The sequence below is a fragment of the Pseudomonas sp. RIT623 genome, assembly GCF_004519305.1.
GTDB lineage: Bacteria > Pseudomonadota > Gammaproteobacteria > Pseudomonadales > Pseudomonadaceae > Aquipseudomonas.
Window position 1 is genome coordinate 13,326 of sequence record NZ_SOZA01000050.1, and the last position, 17,753, is coordinate 31,078.

Here is a 17,753-nt window from a genome sequence, read left to right on the forward strand (position 1 = left end):
GACCACTCCATGTCCGCGCGCATCACTCTACACAGCCTGCAGACCGCCCCGGAAGCCGCACGTCCGTTCCTCGAGAGCGCGCAGAAGAACTCCGGTTTCATCCCCAACCTGCTGGGCATCCTGGCCAACGCCCCGGCCGCCCTGGAAACCTACGTCACCGTCTCGGCGCTCAATGGCAAGTCCGAGCTGACCCTGGCCGAGCGCGAAGTGGTGCAGCTGATCGCCGCCACCCAGCACGGTTGCGACTTCTGCGTCGCCGGCCACACCGCCGTGGCGCTGAACAAGGCCAAGCTGCCCCAGGAGGTGGTCGATGCCCTGCGCGCCCGTGGCGAACTGCCTGATGCGCGCTACGAAACCCTGGCCGAATTCGCCCGCGAAGTGATCGCCACTCGTGGCAATGTCAGCGACGCCACCTATCAAGCCTTGCGCGACGCCGGTTTCAGCGAAGGCAATGCCCTGGAAGTGATTCTCGGAGTGAGTCTCGCTACCCTGTGCAACTTTGCTAATGTGTTCGCCCAGACGCCGCTCAACGACGAGCTGAGCAAATACCGCTGGCAGCCTTCGGCCTGATCGAGGCTTGGTGCCGGCGCGTCCGGCGTTTCAACAGGAGTAGGGACATGCTTGATCACGCATTTGGCCAATGGCTGGACGCCAATGCCGAAGCCATCGACCAGGGCCAGTGCGATCCGCACCAGGTGCTGGCGCACATCGCCGAGTCGCAACTGCTGCGCGTCGGAATCGACCCGGCCCTGGGCGGCTCGGGTGGCCAGGTCAGCGACGCGGTCGAGGCCATCGCCGCCATCGCCAGCCGCTCGTTGGCCGCGGCTTTCGTCTGCTGGGGCCAGCGCGCCTTTATCGAATACCTGCTGCACAGCCCCAACCAGGCGCTGCGCGAGCGACTGCTGCCCGAGTTGCTCAAGGGCGAGCTGGCTGGCGCCACCGGGCTGTCCAACGCCATGAAGTACCTGTCCGGCATCGAGGCCTTGCAGGTCCGTGGCCAGCCCCAGGCCGATGGCTGGAACCTCGACGGTCGCCTGCACTGGGTGACCAACCTGCGCAAGAGCGGTTTCGTGGTGGCGGCGGCGATCGAGGATGACGCCGGTGGCGCGCCGTTCGTGCTGGCCATACCCTCCACGGCCCCGGGCCTGGAGCGCTCCGACGATTTGCAACTGATGGGCCTGCAGTCGAGCAATACCGCGGCGCTGGCGTTCCATCAGGTAGCGCTGGGCCGCGATTGGCTGCTGCACGACAATGCCCGCGAATTCCTGCCTAAGGTGCGCCCGGCGTTCCTCGCCCTGCAATGCGGCATGGCCATCGGCCTGGCCCGGCGTGCCCTGGATGAAGTGCAGGCGCACCTGCAAGGTCGCGGTTCATTCCTCGAAGAGGCGCGCCAGGTACTGCTGCAGCGCTTGCAGAATACCGTCGGCGAGCTTAAGCAGGGCCTGCTCGACGGGCGCTTCCTCGGTCAGCCGGCGGCCTTGTTCAAGCTGCGCATCACCCTCGCCGAAAGCGCCGCCGATGCCGTGCAACTGGAATTGCAGGCCAGCGGTGGCAAGGCCTACCTGAGCGCCTACGGCGAAGGCTTTGCCCGGCGCTGGCGCGAGTCGGCGTTTGTGCCGATCGTCACCCCAAGCCTGGTGCAGCTGCGCGCCGAACTGCAACGCCAGGCGGCCGCCGCATGAGCGAGGTGTTGCTCGAGGCCCGCGACATCAGCCTGGGCTACCCGCGCGCGGGCGGCTGGCAGGCGGTGCTGGAGCAGTTCGACCTGAGCCTGGCGCCAGGCGAGGTGGTGACCATCCTCGGCCCCAGCGGGGTCGGCAAATCCAGCCTGCTGCGGGTGCTGGCCGGCCTGCAGCAGCCCCGTGGTGGCAGCGTCAGCCTGCACGGCGAGGCGCTGCAAGGGCCGCACCCGCGCTTGGCGGTGGCCTTCCAGGACCCAAGCCTGTTGCCTTGGCTGAGCCTGGAAAAGAATGTCGCCTTCGGCCTTGATTTCGCGCGCCAGCCCAAGCTGCCGGCCGCCGAGCGCCGGGCGCGGATCGAGCATGCCATCGACGCGGTGGGCCTGGCCCACGCCCGCAGCCAGTATCCGGCGCAGCTCTCCGGCGGCATGGCCCAGCGCACCGCGCTGGCCCGTTGCCTGGCGCGCCAGCCCGAAGTGTTGCTGCTCGATGAACCGTTCGGCGCGCTGGACGAGGTGACCCGGGCCGACATGCAGCAACTGCTGCTGCAACTGATCGCCACCCACAACACCGCCGCCGTGCTGATCACCCACGATATCGACGAAGCCTTGCTGCTGTCCGATCGCGTGCTGCTACTGGGCAACCACCCAGCGCGCACCCTCGGCCAGTGGCACATCGACCTGGCGCAACCCCGCGAGCAACGGGTCGAGGAGCTGGGCGCGCTGCGTATCGAGATTCTCAAGACCCTTCGGCGGGCAAGCCGCACAGCCCAAACCACTCCCTCTCCCTTGCCCTCGGAGGCTGTCCATGTGCATGGATGACTGCTGCTCCACCACCTCGCGTCGCGACTTTCTCAAGCTGAGCGCCATGCTCACCGCCGCCGGCGCGCTGCCGTTGCTGTCCAGCCTGCAGGCGCGCGCCGCCGCCGAGCCGGACGCCCCGGTGCGCATCGGCTACCTGCCGATCACCGACGCCACGCCCTTGCTGGTGGCGCACAACAATGGCCTGTTCGAGGCCGAGGGCATCAAGGCCGAACGCCCGGTGCTGCTGCGCAGTTGGGCCCAGGTGATCGAAGCGTTCATCTCTGGTCAGGTCAACGTCATCCATCTGCTGTCGCCGATGACCGTGTGGGCGCGCTATGGCAGCAAGGTGCCGGCCAAGGTGGTGGCCTGGAACCATGTCGGTGGCTCGGGCCTGACCGTGGCCCCGGACATCACCGACATGAAACAGCTCGGCGGCAAGACCGTGGCCATCCCGTTCTGGTACTCGATCCACAACGTGGTGCTGCAGCAGATGCTCAGTGACAATGGCCTGAAGCCTGTGTCCAAGCCGGACAGCGCACAGCTGGCCGACAACGAGGTCAACCTGCTGGTGCTGCCGCCTTCGGACATGCCACCGGCCCTGGCCAGCAAGCGCATCGCCGGCTATATCGTCGCCGAGCCGTTCAATGCCCTGGCCGAGAACCTCAAGGTTGGTCGTGTGCAGCGCTTCACCGGTGACGTCTGGCGCAACCATGCCTGCTGCGTGGTGTTCATGCACGAGCACGACCTGAACAATCGCCCCGAATGGTCGCAGAAGGTGGTCAACGCCATCGTCAAGGCCCAGCAATGGACCCGCGAGCACCGCGCCGAGGCCGCCGCCTTGCTGTCCAAGGCCGGCCCCAACAAGTACACCCCGCACGATCCGGCGGTGCTGGCCAAGGTCCTGGCGCCGTCCGCCGAGGACCGGGCCGGCTACATCGCCAGCGGGGCGATCCAGCACCAGCAGTGGGATGAAAAACGCATCGACTTCCAGCCATACCCGTTCCCCAGCTACACCGAGGAACTGGTCAAGCGCTTGAAGAACACCCTGATCGAGGGCCAGAGCGGTTTCCTCGCCGGCCTGGACCCGGCGCAGACTGCCCGCGACCTGGTCGACGAGCGCTTCGTGCGCAAGGCCATCGAGGCGGTGGGCGGCCCGGCGGCGTTCGGCATCGCCGAGAACTTCCAGCGTAGCGAGGAGTTCGCGGTCTGATGCGTGGGCATGTCGTGCATGGCGCCCTGGGCTTGGTTGGCCTGGCGGTGCTGTTGGTGCTGTGGTGGGCAGGGGTACAGGTGTTTGGCGCGGCCGATGGCCTGTCGGCGCGTTTTTCGCCCCAGGCCACGTTGACCAGTTTGTTGGAATTGCTGGGCCAGGGCGAGGTGTACGGGCATATCTGGGTGAGCCTCAAGCGCATCCTGGTCGGCTTGCTGCTGGCGCTGCTGATCGGTGTGCCATTGGGCTTGCTGGTGGGCAGTTATCGCCATCTGGAGGCGGCGACCACGCCGGCGTTCCAGTTCCTGCGGATGATCTCGCCGCTGTCGTGGATGCCGGTGGTGGTGATGCTGATGGGCGTGGGCGACCAGCCGATCTACTTCCTGCTGGCGTTCGCCGCGCTGTGGCCGATCCTGCTCAACACTGCCGCCGGAGTGCGCCAGCTCGATCCGCGTTGGTTGCAGTTGTCGCGCAGCCTCAGCGCCACGCGCTGGGAAACCCTGTGCAAGGTGATCGTGCCGGGGGTGATCGGCCATGTGCTGACCGGCGTGCGCCTGGCCATCGGCATCCTGTGGATCGTGCTGGTGCCGTGCGAGATGCTCGGGGTCAGCGCGGGGCTGGGGTATTTCATCCTTGATACCCGCGACCGCCTGGCGTATTCCGAGCTGATGGCCATGGTGCTGCTGATCGGGGTGCTGGGCTTCATGCTCGATGCCCTGGCCCGCGGGCTGCATCGGCGCTGGGTGCATGCCTAGCCTCTTTGCCAGCGAGGCTGGCTCCTATAGGCCGAGGTAGGTCTCGGATACTGTAGGAGCCGGCCTTGCCGGCGAACAGCGGCGACCATCAATGCCGGGTAAGACGCTGCCTTGCGCAGGCCTGGGCTTGTTCTGCCAGGGCGTCCAGGCGCTCATCGCGCAACTGTTCCGCTTCTATCATCGCCTCGTCGCCATGCTGCTTGAGCAGGTAGGCGTGAATCTGCATGACTTCGACGGTCTGGTAGATCGGCGTGATATCCAACCGGCCGATCAATGCACCGCTGGCGTGGCCGGTGCTGCTCATCAACACCTGCGGGCCGGCGCTGGCCACCACCTGCAGGCCCATGGCCTCGAAGCACGGCACCTGCGCCGGGAAGGCACTGAGTTCGACACAGGCATAGCGCCCGCGCAGGTCATCCAGCAGGCCGCGGGCGACGCCTTGGCGGCGATGGCCGGCGTCCACCGCCAGAAACGCCAGGGCGCAGGCCTGCGAGTCATCCTGGGCCGGCAATGCCAGGGCGAAACCGAGCAACTGGTCCGGGGCCTCGGCATCCAGCGCCAGGATCAGCTCGACCGCCAGGCCGCGAGTGCCGTCCAGGGCCATCAGGTACTGGTGCACCTCCAGGCCCACGCCGTACTGGTACAGCGGGTAGAGCGGGTTGTCCGGGCTGATGGCGACACTGCTGAGCTGGCCAACGTGGTCGATCACCAGTTGGCGGATCTGGTTCTGGAAGGATTCGGGCGGCACGCCGTCGAGGCGGCGGAGGATGAACATCGCGGGTAGGGCTCCGGGTGCAACGTGAGGGGTGCCTATTCTACCCGCTGTCTGGCTTCGCTGCGCGGCTACAGGGCTGCCAATATCAGCTCGAGGTTCTGCACGGCCGCCCCCGAGGCGCCCTTGCCCAGGTTGTCGAACACCGCCGTGAGCAATACCTGCCCGTGCTCGGGGTTGGCATAGAGGGCCAGGCGCAGGTCGTTGCTGTCGTTCAGCGCTTGCGGGTCCAGTGCTGGCGCAGCGCCGTGCTGGTGCAGCGGCATGACCTGCACGTGGCGCGCGCCCTGGTAGTGATGTTCCAGGCAGGCTTGCAGCTGTTCGGCACTCACGCCCGGCAGCAGGCGCAGCTGCAGCGGGATGTTCAGCACGATGCCCTGGCGATAGTCGCCGTAGCCTGGCACGAACACCGGCCGCGCGCTGAGCCCGGCATGCTGCTGGATCTCCGGCACATGTTTGTGGGCCAGATCCAGGCCATACAGCTGCAAGGCCGGCAGGTAGCCCTCGCTACGCTGCTCATGGCGCTCGACCGCCGCCCGGCCACCGCCGGAATAGCCGGAGATGGCATGGATGCTCAGCGGGTAGTCCGCTGGCAGCAGCCCGGCCTTGACCAACGGCTGCAGCAGGGCGATGGCGCCGGTGGGGTAGCAGCCGGGGTTGCTGACCCGGGTGGCGCGGGCGATGCGCTCGGCCTGTTGCGCGTCCAGCTCTGGCAGGCCGTACACCCAGCCCGGTGTGGTGCGGTGGGCGGAACTGGCGTCGATCACCCGCAGCGCCGGGTTGTGAATCGTCGCCACCGCGGCGCGGGCGGCGTCGTCCGGCAGGCACAGCACGGCGATATCGGCGCTGTTGATCGCCTCGGCGCGACGTGCCGGGTCCTTGCGCTCTGCCTCGGGCAGGGTGAGCAGGCGCAGGTCCTGGCGGCCGTGCAGGCGTGCGTGGATCTGCAGGCCGGTGGTGCCTTGGTCGCCGTCGATGAAAACGAGGGGCTGGTGCATGGTAAGGGTTCGCTCAAGGAAAGATGGCACCATGCTCGTCGGTGTCGTCCTGAAAGAAAATTTGAATATCATGAAGTTGATATTCAGAATTTATGAACAATACCCGTGAACCCTTCTGGAGCTCCATGCGCGAAATCAGCCTTGACCGCCTGCGTACCTTGGTCGTGATCGCCGATCACGGCTCTTTCGCCGATGCCGCCCGCCAGCTCAACCTCGCGCCGCCGACTATCAGCCTGCATGTGGCCGAGCTGGAAGCGCGGGTGGGGGCGGCCTTGCTCACCCGCGCCCGAGGCCAGGTGCGTCCCACGGTCATCGGCGAGACGCTGCTGGCCTGTGCCCGGCGCCTGCTGGCCGATGCCGACCAGGCGCTGGATGAGGTCCGCCGGCAGGTCGAAGGCTTGAGCGGTCGGGTACGCCTGGGCGCTTCCACCGGCGCCATTGCCCATTTGCTGCCCCAGGCCCTGGACACCTTGCGGGTGGATCATCCGGGTATCGATGTGCAGGTCCAGGTGCTCACTTCCCAGGCCTCGCTTGCCCGCTTGCGCGAAGGCAGCCTGGACATCGGCCTGGTGGCATTGCCCCAGGAGCCGGGCAAGGGGCTGAAGGTCACGCCGTGGCGGCGCGACCCGATCATGGCTTATGTGCCTGCCGACTGGCAGCCACCGGCGCGGGTGACGCCGGCCTGGTTGGCTGGCAGGGCGCTGATCCTCAACGACAGCACCACGCAGCTGTCGCGAGTGACCGCCGAGTGGTTCGCGGCGGCGGGCCTGTACCCCAAGGCGCGTATCGAGCTGAACTTCAACGATGCGATCAAGAGCCTGGTGGCGGCGGGATACGGCGCGACGTTGCTGCCGCAGGAGGGCGAGGGTGGCCAGCATGATCCGCGCATCCTGCGGCGACCGTTGCGCCCAGGCATGTGGCGCCAGTTGGGCATTGCTTGTCGCCAAGGTGAGCCTGAGCGCGCCACGGGGCATGTGTTGCAGGCCCTGGCACGATTACGCCAGTAACCGGCCAGGCCGGCTGAACGGTAACAGGCATGTCGAGAAGCGCCCGCGCATCGGTCGATGTGGGGCTATGCTCCTTGCTGCGCTGGCACGCAGGCCGGCGCATTTTCCAGCCGTCAGGTTGTTTCCCAGGAGAACGCTCCATGAAATCCATGACACTGCTAGTGATCGCTTCGGTGCTCAGCGTTGCCGCCCATGCCGAAGACAGCGCCAAGACCAACTGCGATGCGAGAATCGCCGAGCTGGACAACATTCTCAAGACCGATGGTCCCGGGTTGCATGGCGGCATGGCCCACGACTACAAGGAGCACCTGAAGGCCGCCAAGGACGCCCAGGACAAGGGCGACATGGGCAAGTGCGTGACCTCGACCGAGCAGGCCAAGACCATCTACAACAAGGCCCGAGGCAAGTAGCGGCCGGCAACTACCTTTCGCTGCCTTTCTGTAGGCGCGGCCTTGTGCCGCGAAAGGGCTGCAAAGCAGCCCCAGGGTCTCAGCGTCACGGCCCAATAGTTGGGGCCGCTGCGCGGCCCTTTCGCGGCACAAGGCCGCTCCTACCAGTTGCGTATCTGTCTTGGGCGCGTGGTCGCTCTGGTGTAAGCTCGCCCGGTCCTTTGCACGAGACCGCCGCATGCTCCCGTCCAGTTCACGCCTCGACAGCCTGCTCACCGGCAGTGCCCGGCCCTTTACCCGTCCAGGCTCGCACAGCGCCATCGACAAACAGCCACGTGCAGGTCGCTTGCAGGTGACCTTCCTCGGCCTGGCCGGTGACGAGCAGGGCGACCTGCGCGTGCACGGCGGCGTCGAGAAGGCGATTCATCACTACCCCCGTGACCACTACGCAGACTGGGCCACCGAGCTCGGCGCGCACCCGTTGCTGGAGCAGCCAGGCGCCTTCGGCGAGAACTTCAGCAGCAGCGGCTGGCGTGAGTCGGATGTCTGCCTGGGCGACCGCATTCGGGTCGGCACCGCGTTGCTGGAAATCTCCCAGGGGCGCATGCCGTGCTGGAAGCTCAACGACCGTTTCGACGTGGCGCAGATGGCCCTGCGGGTGCAGCAGAGCGGACGCACAGGCTGGTACTACCGGGTGCTCGAAGAAGGCGAGGTAGCGGCGGGCGATGCCCTGGAACTGGTTGAGCGCCCGTATGGACAATGGTCGGTGGCGCGGCTTTCGGCGGTGCTGTTCGACAAGCGCCTGGAGCCGGAACTGTTGCGCGAATGCCTGGCGCTACCACTGGTGCCGAACTGGCGCCGGACCTTGGAAAAACGCCTGGAGCAGCGCGAGGTCGAGGACTGGGCTTCGCGGCTGGAAGGCCGCAGCAAAGGCTGACGGTTGCACTTTTACAAGACAAGGAGCGTGCATGCCCTTCGAACTGGACGACCGCCTGGTGATTGGCGTGGCCTCGAGCGCGGTGTTCGACCTCAGCGAGTCGGACGCGGTATTTCGCCGCGACGGTGAAGCGCAATACCGCAAGTACCAGGAGCAACATCTGGAAGTGCCGCTGGGCAAGGGTATCGCCTATCCCTTCATCAAGCGCCTGCTGGCGTTGAACGACCTGCGCGAGGACCCCGAGGACCCGCTGGTGGAAGTGGTGCTGCTGTCGCAGAACGACCCGGACACCGGCATGCGGGTGATGAAGACCATCGAGCACTACGGCCTGAACATGACCCGGGCGATCTTCACCCAGGGCCGTTCACCCTACGAATATATCCCCGCACTGAACATCGCCCTGTTCCTGTCCGCCGACAAGCAGCATGTGGACGCGGCGATCAAGGCTGGTCACCCGGCCGGCCAGGTGCTTGATTCGCAGTTCGACGATGACGAGAGCGACGACAACCTGCGCATCGCCTTCGACTTCGACGGCGTGCTGGCCGGTGATGAGTCGGAGGCGGTGATGCAATCGGGCGGGCTGGGCAGCTTCCATGCCCACGAGGTGATCAACGTCGCCCAGCCGCACAACCCCGGGCCGCTGAAGGAATTTTTCGTGCGTATCGCGCGGATCCAGGCGGCAGAGGAACAGTACAAGCTGGAGCACCCCGGCTACGAAAACCGCTTGCGAGTATCGATCGTCACCGCGCGCAACGCACCGTCCCACGAGCGCGCGCTGAATACCCTGAAGAGCTGGGGAGTGATGGCCAACGATGCCTTCTTCCTGGGTGGCATCGAAAAGCGCCGGGTGTTGCAGGTGCTCAAGCCGCACATCTTCTTCGACGACCAGTCCGGACACCTGAAGAGCACCCGCACCGTGGCGCCTTCGGTGCATATCCCGTTCGGTGTAAGCAACCGCCCTGCTTGAACCTGGTCGCGAAGCTTGCGTCGGGCGGTCGAGGTAGGAGCCGGCCTTGCCGGCGAACACCGGCACAGCCGCTGCCATGAACAGGGGCATCAGAACCAGCGGTCGTTACGCTTGCGCCCGCGGGTCAGCGCCGGCAGGATCAGCCCGGCCAACAGCCCGGCGCCAGCGATGCTGCCGCCATAAACCATGTAGCGCATCATCACCTGCTTGTTCTCGTCGCCCAGGCGCGCCTGGGTGTCGCGCAACGTCGACTGGCTCTGCTCGAGCTGTTCGTTCAGGGCCTTGTTGCGGGTTTCCAGCTCGTCGATCAGCGCCTTGCGCGAATCCAGGGTTTCCTGCATGCCCTGCACGCGGTTCTTCCAGCTGTCGTCGATGGTCTTGAGCTGGCCGGACAGCTCGGCCACCTGGGCGTCGAGCTGCGGCAGGCGCTCGTTCTGGCCGGGCACGGCCTGCAAGTCGCTGTTGAGGATCCACACCAGGTCGCCGCTCTGGCCACGCACCTGGCTGTAATTGCCCTGGCTGCTCACCAGCGTCACCTTCTGCCCTGACTTGAGCGTGCCGACGATACGATGGCCATCGGTGGGGCCGCTGCGCACGTAGGTGCTCAGGCTGTCGCTGACCCAGCGTGCGTCGCTGGCCGGATCCTCGGCATGGGCCGGGGCGGCGAGGGTGATCAGGGCGGTGATCAGGCCGCCGCGCAGGGCGGTGAGGGCAGGGGAGGCTGGCTGGATGTCTGGCATGCTGGTCTTCGCTGAAACAGGACGAATGAAGGCCCGATGACTGGGCCGCTGATCCGGTCGGGTGAATTGACCGTCAGCGAAAGACCGTTTTTTTGTAGGCAGGTTCACCGCCCGGAGTGGGAAATGTCTGCAGGATATTGCAAAAGCTAATGGCGTATTGATGGCGATTCAGCGGGCTGTTCGCCGGCAAGGCCGGCTCCTACATGCGATCAGGGTAGGAGCCGGCCTTGCCGGCGAAGCTATCAGGTAACCACTTGATAGCACGGCACATACGCCGCGCCACCCGGCAATTTCATCCGGTGCTGGTCGACGAACGCCTGCAACAGCCGCCCCAGCGGGTCGAGGATCGCCGCGTCGCCGCGGATCTGGTACGGCCCGTGTTCCTCGATCAGGCGGATGCCCTTGTCCTTGACGTTGCCGGCGACAATCCCGGAAAACGCCCGGCGCAGGTTGGCCGCCAGCTCATGGGGCGGCAGGTCGCGACGCAGGGCCAGGTCGGCCATGTTCTGGTGGGTCGGGTCGAACGGGTGCTGGAAGCCGCCGTCGATCTTCAGCAGCCAGTTGAAGTGGAAGGCGTCGTTGCGCTCGCGGCGGAACTGCTTGACTGCCTTGAGCCCCTCGACCATATGCCGGGCCACTTCGGCCGGGTCGTCGATGATGATCTGGTAATGCCGCTGCGCCGCCTCGCCCAGGGTCGCGCCGACGAAGGCATGCAGTTGCAGCAGGAACGGCTCGGCGCTGCGTGGCCCGGTGAGGATCACCGGGAACGGCAGGTCCTGGTTGTCCGGGTGCATGAGGATGCCCAGCAGGTAGAGGAATTCCTCCGCCGTGCCGGCGCCGCCGGGGAAGATGATGATGCCGTGGCCGACGCGGACGAAGGCCTCCAGGCGCTTCTCGATGTCCGGCAGGATCACCAGTTCGTTGACGATCGGGTTGGGCGCCTCGGCGGCGATGATGCCCGGCTCGGTCAGGCCCAGGTAGCGGCTGCCGTGCATGCGCTGCTTGGCGTGGGCGATGGTGGCGCCCTTCATCGGGCCCTTCATCACCCCCGGGCCGCAGCCGGTGCAGACGTCCAGCTTGCGCAGGCCCAGCTCGTGGCCGACCTTCTTGGTGTACTGGTATTCCTCGCTGCTGATCGAGTGGCCGCCCCAGCACACGACCATTTTCGGCTCGACGCCGGGGCGCAGGGTGCGGGCGTTGCGCAGCAGGTGGAAGACGTAGTCGGTGATGCCCTGGGAGCTTTCCAGGTCGATGCGCTGGCTGGCCAGTTCGCTCTCGGTGTAGACGATGTCGCGCAGGGCGCTGAACAGCATCTCGCGGGTGCTGGCGATCATCTCGCCATCGACGAAGGCGTCAGCCGGGGCGTTGAGCAGCTCCAGGCGCACGCCGCGGTCCTGCTGGTGGATGCGCACCTCGAAGTCCTGGTAGGCCTCGAGGATGGTCTTGGCGTTGTCGACATGGGCGCCGGTGTTGAGGATGGCCAGGGCGCACTGGCGGAACAGGGTGTAGAGGCTGCCGGTACCGACTTCACTCAGTTGCTGGACTTCACGTTGCGACAGCGTCTCCAGGCTGCCCTTGGGGCTGACGGAGGCGTTGATGACATTGCGTTGGGGCATCTGGTCTTTCCTGTGCGGGTAAAACATCCTTCTTGGACAACACCATACAAGCAAACGTGCGTGGCAACGAGGGGGCGGGTGAAAAACCTTGGCGGCGACGGGCGGTGCGAATGCATGCCCTGGGCAAGGGCCTGTCAATAGCACAGTTGAGCGACTGTGCCGCAAGCCCGGCGGTGGTAGCTTTGTCGATAGCCTGGCCTGTTGCGATCTTGGCAGGCCAAGCCAATGTCTGTACCTGTCAGATCACTGAAAGGATTTCCAACATGAAAAAGTCCATGACTGCCCTGGCCGTATCCGCAGCGCTCACCTTCAGCGTCACTGTTGCGAACGCTTCCGTGCACCCGGCCCCGATCACCGCGCCGCAAAGCGCCAATCAGGTTACCGCCTCGCTTGAGACGCCCTTCGTCACCACGCAAGCAACCCAGCAAGTTCAGCTGGCCAGCCTCGCCAGAAGCTGCTCCGATGAGCGCTATTCCTGGTGGGAATACAGCGGTTGGGAAATCGTTGGTTGCCTGGCCAGCGGCCAGTGGTGACTGTCGACATGGCCCTAGCGCGTGACACGCGCGCCAGGGCCCGGGAGTAGCTTGATCGAGCGGCATGCATGTGACGGGTTTCGCGCTCAGGCGACCTGGAACACATGCCGCAGGTATGCCACGAAGTTCTCGTCCCGGCACTGGGTCTTGCCTGGGCTGTCGGAGATCTTCGCCACTGGCGCGCCGTTGCACGCGGTCATCTTGATCACGATGTTCATCGGCGCGACGCCGGGGATATCGCAGGTGAGGTGGGTGCCGATGCCGAAGCTGACATGGATACGGCCGTTCAGCGCACGGTACAGCTCGAGCATCTTCTGGAAGTCCAGGCCGTCGGAGAAGATCAGGGTCTTGCTCCTGGGGTCGATGCCCAGGCGCTGGTAGTGGGCTATGGCCTTCTCGGCCCAGGCCAGCGGCTCGCCCGAGTCGTGGCGCAGGCCGTCGAACAGCTTGGCGAAGTACAGGTCGAAGTCTCTCATGAAGGCATCCATGCCGATGCAGTCGGTCAGGGCGATACCCAATTGGCCACGGTACTCACGTACCCAGCATTCCAGCGCGGCGGCCTGGCTGTCGAGCAGCCGTGGGCCGAGTTGCTGGTGGGCCATGAACCATTCGTGGGCCATGGTGCCGATCGGCTTGACCTGGTACTCGCGGGCCAGGTGCAGGTTGCTGGTGCCGACGAACTTGCCTGGGAAGTCGCGCTTGAGGATGTGCACCACCTCTTCCTGCACCCGGTACGAGAAGCGCCGACGAGTGCCGAAGTCGGCCAGTTGCAGGCCTGCCAGTTCGTCGTCGCTGGCCTGCGCCCTGAGCCAGTCGAGCTTCTGGTACAGGCGCTCGCCGACCTGTTCGATCACTACCTCGCGATAACGATAGCGGTTGCGCACCTCGCTGATGATCGCCAGCAGCGGGATCTCGAACAGGATCACATGCAGCCATGGGCCGCGGATGCGGATCGCCAGTTGCCCGGCATCGTCCAGGCCTACCTGCACGTAGCGCAGGTTGAAGCGGAACAGGCTGAGGAAGCGGATGAAGTCCGGCTTGATGAACGGGATCTTTTCCAGGTAAGCCAGCTGGTCGTGGGTCACCGAGACATCGGCCAACTGTTCGACCTGGTAGCGGATTTCGGCCAGGTAGGGCGCCAGGTCCTCGTTGTTGCGGCAGCGCAACTCCCATTCCACCTCGGCGTTGGGGTAGTTGTGCAGTACCGCCTGCATCATGGTGATCTTGTAGAAGTCGGTGTCCAGCAGGTTCTGGATGATCCGCGGGCCGAAAACGCTATCGCTCATGGGCGTTGCTCCTTGAGTTGCGCCAGTTGGCGGTCCAGCGCCGGTTCATCGGGACACAGGTGGATGCCGACGCCGGCCATCTGTGCGCAGGCCTGCTCGGCGCCCTCGGCGCTCAGTGCGCGGCAGGCCGGCAGGTACAACAGCACCTCGAACCCGGCGCGGCGCAGTTGCAGGGCCGTGGTGCGCACGCAGTAGTCCAGGGCCAGGCCGCCGACGATGATCGCCTGCGCCTGTTGCACCTTGAGGTATTCGATGACGCCGGTGGAGCGGCGTTCGCCGAGGTCGTGGTAGCAGGCGCCGTAGGGGTGCAGGTCGGGTTCGACGCCTTTCCACACGAAGTAGTCGTAGTCGATGGGGGCGGGCAGGCCGGGCAGCAGCTCGAAGCCCGGAGTGCCGGGGACGCAGTGGCTGACCCAGGTCAGGTCGGCGTTGGCCAGGGCCAGCGGTTGCAGCATTTGCCCGGCGTCGGCCACTACCCAGGCGGCGTTGGCCGGGTGGGCATCCTTGCTGCCCAGGCGCAGCGAGGCGCGGCGGGCCATGGCGTTGAGCGCCGGGGCGATCTGCTCGCCGCCGGGCACCGGCAGTTCGTGGGGCGCGTTGGTGGTGAAGCCGTTCTGGGCGTCGACGTCGAAGCTGGCGATTTTCATCTGGTATCTCTCCCTAGCTGGCTTGGCCATATAATCCACCTGGTAAATTAAGTGTGTCAAGTGGCCTTTTCTTATGGATTTAATCCTTGATCTATTTAATCGCCCTGGTGGAATATAGTGGCACCTCGGAATGGAGTGAGTGTGTGAGTAGTGCAGAAGTCCTGGCCAGCGTGGATATCGTCGCGTTGCGCCTGTCCCCGCAAACCCAGCGCCTGCAGGTGCTGCTGCACTTGCGCGAGCGCGAGCCACATGCTGGGCAGTGGGCCTTGCCGGGGGTGATTGTCAATGGGCGTACTCCGGACAACAGCCTGGACGCCGCCGCCGCGCGGGCCTTGGTGGAAAAGGCGCGGGTAGTGCCGCGGCATCTGGAGCAGGTCGGGACCGAGGGCAATGCCTTTCGCGACCCGCGGGGCTGGTCGTTGAGCACCTACTACCTGGCGCTGCTCGATCCCGATGGGCAGGTCGACGAGACGCAACTGGCCTTCGTCGACCTGGACGAGCTGCTGACCCGCAAGCGGCTGTTGCCGTTCGACCATCGCCTGCTGGTCGAGCGCGCTTGTGAGCGCTTGGCGGCCAAGACCGTGTACAGCAACCTGCCGCTGTACCTGGTGCCGGCGCGCTTTACCGTGCTGGATGCCCTGGCCGCGGCGCAGGCGTGCCTGGGGCAGGCGGTCAACGGCACCTCGCTGCGCAAACGCCTGGAGCGGATGAGAGCGGCGGGCTGGGTGGAGGACACCGGGGAGAAGCATCAGCCCAGGCTGGGGCGGCCGCAGCAGTTGTACCGTCATACGCCGCAGGGGACGGGGGCATTCATGTTCGACCGTAGTTTGTTGGCGGGCGGCTAGGGCGCCGTCACTTGCTGGCGAAGCGGACGCCGCGGTGCTTGGCACCGGCCGTGCCGGTGTTCGCCGGCAAGCCGGCTCCTATACTGATTGCGACCTGCCTGACCGGTAGGAGCCAGCTTGCTGGCGCAGCAGTGGCTGGCTCCCACGGGTGCGTCGTCTAGGCGACAGAAGATCCTTGCAGCTATCCTTGCACCATGACCAGCCAGCCCCCTCTACGCCACCCATGCCCGCCAGGCGCCTGTGACTGCGGGCGCGAACGCCTGGCCGATGGCCCGCAGCGGCGCATCCTGCTGCTTACCCGCGAGGAAGAAAAACGCCTGGTCGCTCGCCTGGAAAACCTCAAGGACCTCGACGACCTGTACCACCTGCAAGCGCGCCTCTACGCGCAATTAGGTATCCGCGTGAACATCAGCCCCGGTCTCAACGAAGTGCGCACCATGCGTGGCATCGCCATCGAGCTGGAGCAGCAGCCGGGCCTGTGCCGCAAGACCCGCCAAGCGATCCCGGCCGCCATCCGCCGCGGCCTCGAGCGTAACCCGCAGGTGGCCTTCCGTCTGCTCGATGCCCACGATCTGCTGCGCGACGCCTGAACCTCAGCGCATCGCCGCCAGCTTGATGCCAAAACCCAGCAGGCATGCCCCGGCCAGGCGTTCGAGCGCATGCGTCACCCGTGGGCTGGCGCGCATGCGTTCGGCCAGGTGATGGGTGAGCAGCACGGCCACCAGCCCATAAAGCAGGGTCAGCCCGGCCACGGTCAGGGCCATGAAGGCGAAGGTCAGCATGCCCTGGTGGCGCACCGGGTCGATGAACAGCGGGAAGAATGCCATGTAGAACATGATCGCCTTGGGATTGAGCAGGGTGATCATCATGGTCTGGCGCAGGTAACGGCCACTGGCCATGCCGCTGTCGCGTGGCGCCGCGCCGGGCTTGCTCAGGATCATGCGCAGACCGAGCCAGGCCAGGTAGGCCGCGCCGGCCCATTGCACCACGTGGAAGGCGGCCGGGTAGGCGGCCAGCAGGGCGGCGACGCCGGCCACCGCCAGCCACATCAGCACTTGGTCGCCGAGGATCACCCCGCAGGTGGCGGCCAGGCCACCTTTGATGCCGCCCTTGCCGGTGGCGGTGATCAGGGCGAAGTTGCCGGGGCCCGGGATTGCCAGGAGGATGAGGAACGCGATCACGAAAGCGCCGTAGTCGGTCACGCCGAGCATGGGGAATCTCCTGGAGGGTGGGGGCAGAGAGGGATATATGCCATCATCCGCGGCACTTGCAAAGTGGCAAGGGCACAAGGAGGTGGAGATGGCGTTTTGCGCGGATGAGCGGGCGCAGTTGCTGGCGGTCAAGGGCGTGGGCCCTACCGTGGTTCAGCGCCTGGAGCAGCTGGGGTTCGACTCGCTGGCGCAGTTGGCCGAGGCCGATGCCCTGCAGATCGTCGCTGCGGCGGCGAGCCTGGTGGGCAGCAGTTGCTGGAAGAATAGCCCCCAGGCCCGGGCGGCGATCCAGGCGGCCATCGCCCGGGCGCGCGAGTCGACCCGCGCGCCTGGCTAATTTTCCCTTGTTGTTGTTCGTTCCCTTGAAAGCCGCCCTGCGCCAGGCGCGTTCGGCCCTCATCATCAAGGAGATAGGCAATGACTTCCGTTTTCGACCGCGACGATATCCAGTTCCAGGTAGTGGTCAACCATGAAGAGCAGTATTCGATCTGGCCGGACTACAAGGCCATTCCCAACGGCTGGCGCGCGGTGGGCAAGAGCGGCCTGAAGAAGGACTGCCTGGCTTACATCGACGAGGTGTGGACCGACATGCGTCCGCTGAGCCTGCGCCAGCAGATGGCCGCGGCGCAGTAGGGCCGTGTCGGCACTGAACCTGCTGTGCCTGCCGTACTCTGGCGCCAGTGCCATGGTCTACAGCCGCTGGCGGCGCAAGTTGCCAGCTTGGCTGCAGGTGCGTCCGCTGGAATTGCCCGGGCGCGGTGCGCGCATGGCCGAGTCCTTGCACACCGACCTGCAGGCGTTGGCCCGGCAGCTGGCTGCCGAGCAGCGGCTGGCGACTCATGCGCCTTATGCGTTGCTTGGGCATAGCCTGGGGGCGCTGGTGGCGTTCGAGTTGGCTCACGAGTTACGTGCGTTGGGCTGTCCGGCGCCGGTGGCGTTGCTTGCCTGTGGCACTGCCGCGCCCACCCGCCGCGAGGATTACGACAGCCCCCGCTGGACCGAGCCGCGCGGTGATGCCGAGCTGATCGCCGAGCTGCGCAAGCTGGGCGGGACGCCGGAGGAGGCTTTGGGCAACGAAGAACTGATGAGTTTGACCTTGCCGATCGTGCAGGCTGACTTTCTGCTCTGTGGGCGTTACGCCTATCGGCAGCGGGCGCCTTTGAGTTGTCCGCTGCATGTGTTCGCTGGCGTGGATGATCGGGCCAGTGACGAGCAGTTGCAGGCGTGGCGGCGAGAGACGGTGGGTGAGTATTCGCTGGCCAAGTTTCCCGGGGGGCATTTCTTCATTCATGAGCATGAGGATCGGGTGCTTGAAGCGCTCATTCGTACTTTGGAGCCGCTGCGGCTTTCTGCTTGAT

Annotated in this window: 22 protein-coding genes; 15 read left to right on the plus strand and 7 right to left on the minus strand. The window is 65.9% G+C overall.

Annotated features, from left to right (window positions below; all coding sequences use genetic code 11):
- The first annotated feature begins 9 nt into the window (after positions 1-9).
- The 5 genes from E3U47_RS22935 to E3U47_RS22955 are packed head-to-tail and all read left to right on the plus strand — an operon-like array spanning position 10 to position 4,447.
- On the plus strand, positions 10-570 hold the full coding sequence (locus tag E3U47_RS22935) for a carboxymuconolactone decarboxylase family protein (protein WP_134693865.1): 561 nt from the start codon (positions 10-12) through the stop codon (positions 568-570).
- Positions 571-617: 47 nt separating this feature from the next.
- Positions 618-1,682 carry an acyl-CoA dehydrogenase family protein gene (locus tag E3U47_RS22940; protein WP_134693866.1) on the plus strand — a complete coding sequence of 355 codons (1,065 nt, stop codon included), beginning with the start codon at positions 618-620 and terminating at the stop codon, positions 1,680-1,682.
- Entirely contained in the window at positions 1,679-2,500 is an 822-nt protein-coding gene (locus E3U47_RS22945; RefSeq protein WP_134693867.1) for an ABC transporter ATP-binding protein, read from the plus strand. The genes E3U47_RS22940 and E3U47_RS22945 overlap by 4 nt, the downstream gene beginning before the upstream one ends.
- Positions 2,487-3,692: an ABC transporter substrate-binding protein gene (locus tag E3U47_RS22950; RefSeq protein ID WP_134693868.1), complete on the plus strand. Its 1,206-nt coding sequence runs from the start codon at positions 2,487-2,489 to the stop codon at positions 3,690-3,692. The genes E3U47_RS22945 and E3U47_RS22950 overlap by 14 nt, the downstream gene beginning before the upstream one ends.
- Positions 3,692-4,447, plus strand: a complete 756-nt coding sequence (locus E3U47_RS22955; protein ID WP_134693869.1) for an ABC transporter permease — start codon at positions 3,692-3,694, stop codon at positions 4,445-4,447. The genes E3U47_RS22950 and E3U47_RS22955 overlap by 1 nt, the downstream gene beginning before the upstream one ends.
- Positions 4,448-4,535: 88 nt before the next feature.
- Here E3U47_RS22955 and E3U47_RS22960 read toward each other — a convergent pair whose 3' ends face one another.
- Both E3U47_RS22960 and argC read right to left on the minus strand, forming a co-directional pair.
- Positions 4,536-5,222 carry a GNAT family N-acetyltransferase gene (locus E3U47_RS22960; protein ID WP_134693870.1) on the minus strand — a complete coding sequence of 229 codons (687 nt, stop codon included), beginning with the start codon at positions 5,220-5,222 and terminating at the stop codon, positions 4,536-4,538.
- A 68-nt stretch (positions 5,223-5,290) separates the two neighbouring features.
- Positions 5,291-6,217, minus strand: coding sequence for an N-acetyl-gamma-glutamyl-phosphate reductase (gene argC, locus E3U47_RS22965; protein ID WP_134693871.1), 927 nt, complete (start codon positions 6,215-6,217; stop codon positions 5,291-5,293).
- A 125-nt stretch (positions 6,218-6,342) separates the two neighbouring features.
- Between argC and E3U47_RS22970 the strand changes: the two genes are divergently transcribed.
- From E3U47_RS22970 to E3U47_RS22985, 4 genes are all read left to right on the plus strand, one after another.
- Entirely contained in the window at positions 6,343-7,224 is an 882-nt protein-coding gene (locus E3U47_RS22970) for a LysR family transcriptional regulator (protein WP_134693872.1), read from the plus strand.
- Positions 7,225-7,364: 140 nt separating this feature from the next.
- On the plus strand, positions 7,365-7,634 hold the full coding sequence (locus E3U47_RS22975; protein ID WP_134693873.1) for a hypothetical protein: 270 nt from the start codon (positions 7,365-7,367) through the stop codon (positions 7,632-7,634).
- Positions 7,635-7,851: 217 nt separating this feature from the next.
- Positions 7,852-8,550 carry an MOSC domain-containing protein gene (locus E3U47_RS22980; protein ID WP_134693874.1) on the plus strand — a complete coding sequence of 233 codons (699 nt, stop codon included), beginning with the start codon at positions 7,852-7,854 and terminating at the stop codon, positions 8,548-8,550.
- Between the two features lie 31 nt (positions 8,551-8,581).
- Entirely contained in the window at positions 8,582-9,517 is a 936-nt protein-coding gene (locus E3U47_RS22985) for a 5'-nucleotidase (RefSeq protein ID WP_134693875.1), read from the plus strand.
- An 89-nt stretch (positions 9,518-9,606) separates the two neighbouring features.
- Here the strand turns inward: E3U47_RS22985 and E3U47_RS22990 are convergent, their stop codons facing one another.
- Together E3U47_RS22990 and ppnN are read right to left on the minus strand one after the other, a co-directional pair.
- Positions 9,607-10,257: a TIGR04211 family SH3 domain-containing protein gene (locus E3U47_RS22990; RefSeq protein WP_134693876.1), complete on the minus strand. Its 651-nt coding sequence runs from the start codon at positions 10,255-10,257 to the stop codon at positions 9,607-9,609.
- A 242-nt stretch (positions 10,258-10,499) separates the two neighbouring features.
- Positions 10,500-11,873, minus strand: a complete 1,374-nt coding sequence (gene ppnN, locus E3U47_RS22995; protein ID WP_134693877.1) for a nucleotide 5'-monophosphate nucleosidase PpnN — start codon at positions 11,871-11,873, stop codon at positions 10,500-10,502.
- 32 nt (positions 11,874-11,905) lie between these two features.
- Between ppnN and E3U47_RS25310 the strand changes: the two genes are divergently transcribed.
- Complete coding sequence (locus tag E3U47_RS25310) at positions 11,906-12,406, plus strand: hypothetical protein (RefSeq protein WP_256660331.1); 501 nt, start codon at positions 11,906-11,908, stop codon at positions 12,404-12,406.
- An 86-nt stretch (positions 12,407-12,492) separates the two neighbouring features.
- Here E3U47_RS25310 and pncB read toward each other — a convergent pair whose 3' ends face one another.
- Both pncB and E3U47_RS23010 read right to left on the minus strand, forming a co-directional pair.
- Positions 12,493-13,692, minus strand: coding sequence for a nicotinate phosphoribosyltransferase (pncB, locus tag E3U47_RS23005; RefSeq protein WP_134693878.1), 1,200 nt, complete (start codon positions 13,690-13,692; stop codon positions 12,493-12,495).
- A complete protein-coding gene (locus E3U47_RS23010; protein ID WP_134693879.1) occupies positions 13,689-14,339 on the minus strand; it encodes a nicotinamidase in 651 nt (216 codons plus the stop codon). The genes pncB and E3U47_RS23010 overlap by 4 nt, the downstream gene beginning before the upstream one ends.
- Positions 14,340-14,482: 143 nt before the next feature.
- On the opposite strand from E3U47_RS23010, the gene E3U47_RS23015 reads away from it, so the two are divergent.
- A complete protein-coding gene (locus E3U47_RS23015) occupies positions 14,483-15,184 on the plus strand; it encodes an NUDIX domain-containing protein (RefSeq protein ID WP_134693880.1) in 702 nt (233 codons plus the stop codon).
- 194 nt (positions 15,185-15,378) lie between these two features.
- On the plus strand, positions 15,379-15,774 hold the full coding sequence (locus E3U47_RS23020) for a hypothetical protein (RefSeq protein ID WP_134693881.1): 396 nt from the start codon (positions 15,379-15,381) through the stop codon (positions 15,772-15,774).
- Positions 15,775-15,777: 3 nt separating this feature from the next.
- Here the strand turns inward: E3U47_RS23020 and E3U47_RS23025 are convergent, their stop codons facing one another.
- Entirely contained in the window at positions 15,778-16,395 is a 618-nt protein-coding gene (locus tag E3U47_RS23025) for a LysE family translocator (protein WP_134693882.1), read from the minus strand.
- 88 nt (positions 16,396-16,483) lie between these two features.
- On the opposite strand from E3U47_RS23025, the gene E3U47_RS23030 reads away from it, so the two are divergent.
- From E3U47_RS23030 to E3U47_RS23040, 3 genes are all read left to right on the plus strand, one after another.
- Entirely contained in the window at positions 16,484-16,732 is a 249-nt protein-coding gene (locus E3U47_RS23030) for a helix-hairpin-helix domain-containing protein (protein WP_134693883.1), read from the plus strand.
- 80 nt (positions 16,733-16,812) lie between these two features.
- Entirely contained in the window at positions 16,813-17,028 is a 216-nt protein-coding gene (locus E3U47_RS23035) for an MbtH family protein (protein ID WP_134693884.1), read from the plus strand.
- Positions 17,029-17,032: 4 nt separating this feature from the next.
- Positions 17,033-17,752, plus strand: coding sequence for a thioesterase II family protein (locus E3U47_RS23040; RefSeq protein ID WP_134693885.1), 720 nt, complete (start codon positions 17,033-17,035; stop codon positions 17,750-17,752).
- The last annotated feature ends 1 nt before the right edge of the window (position 17,753 follow it).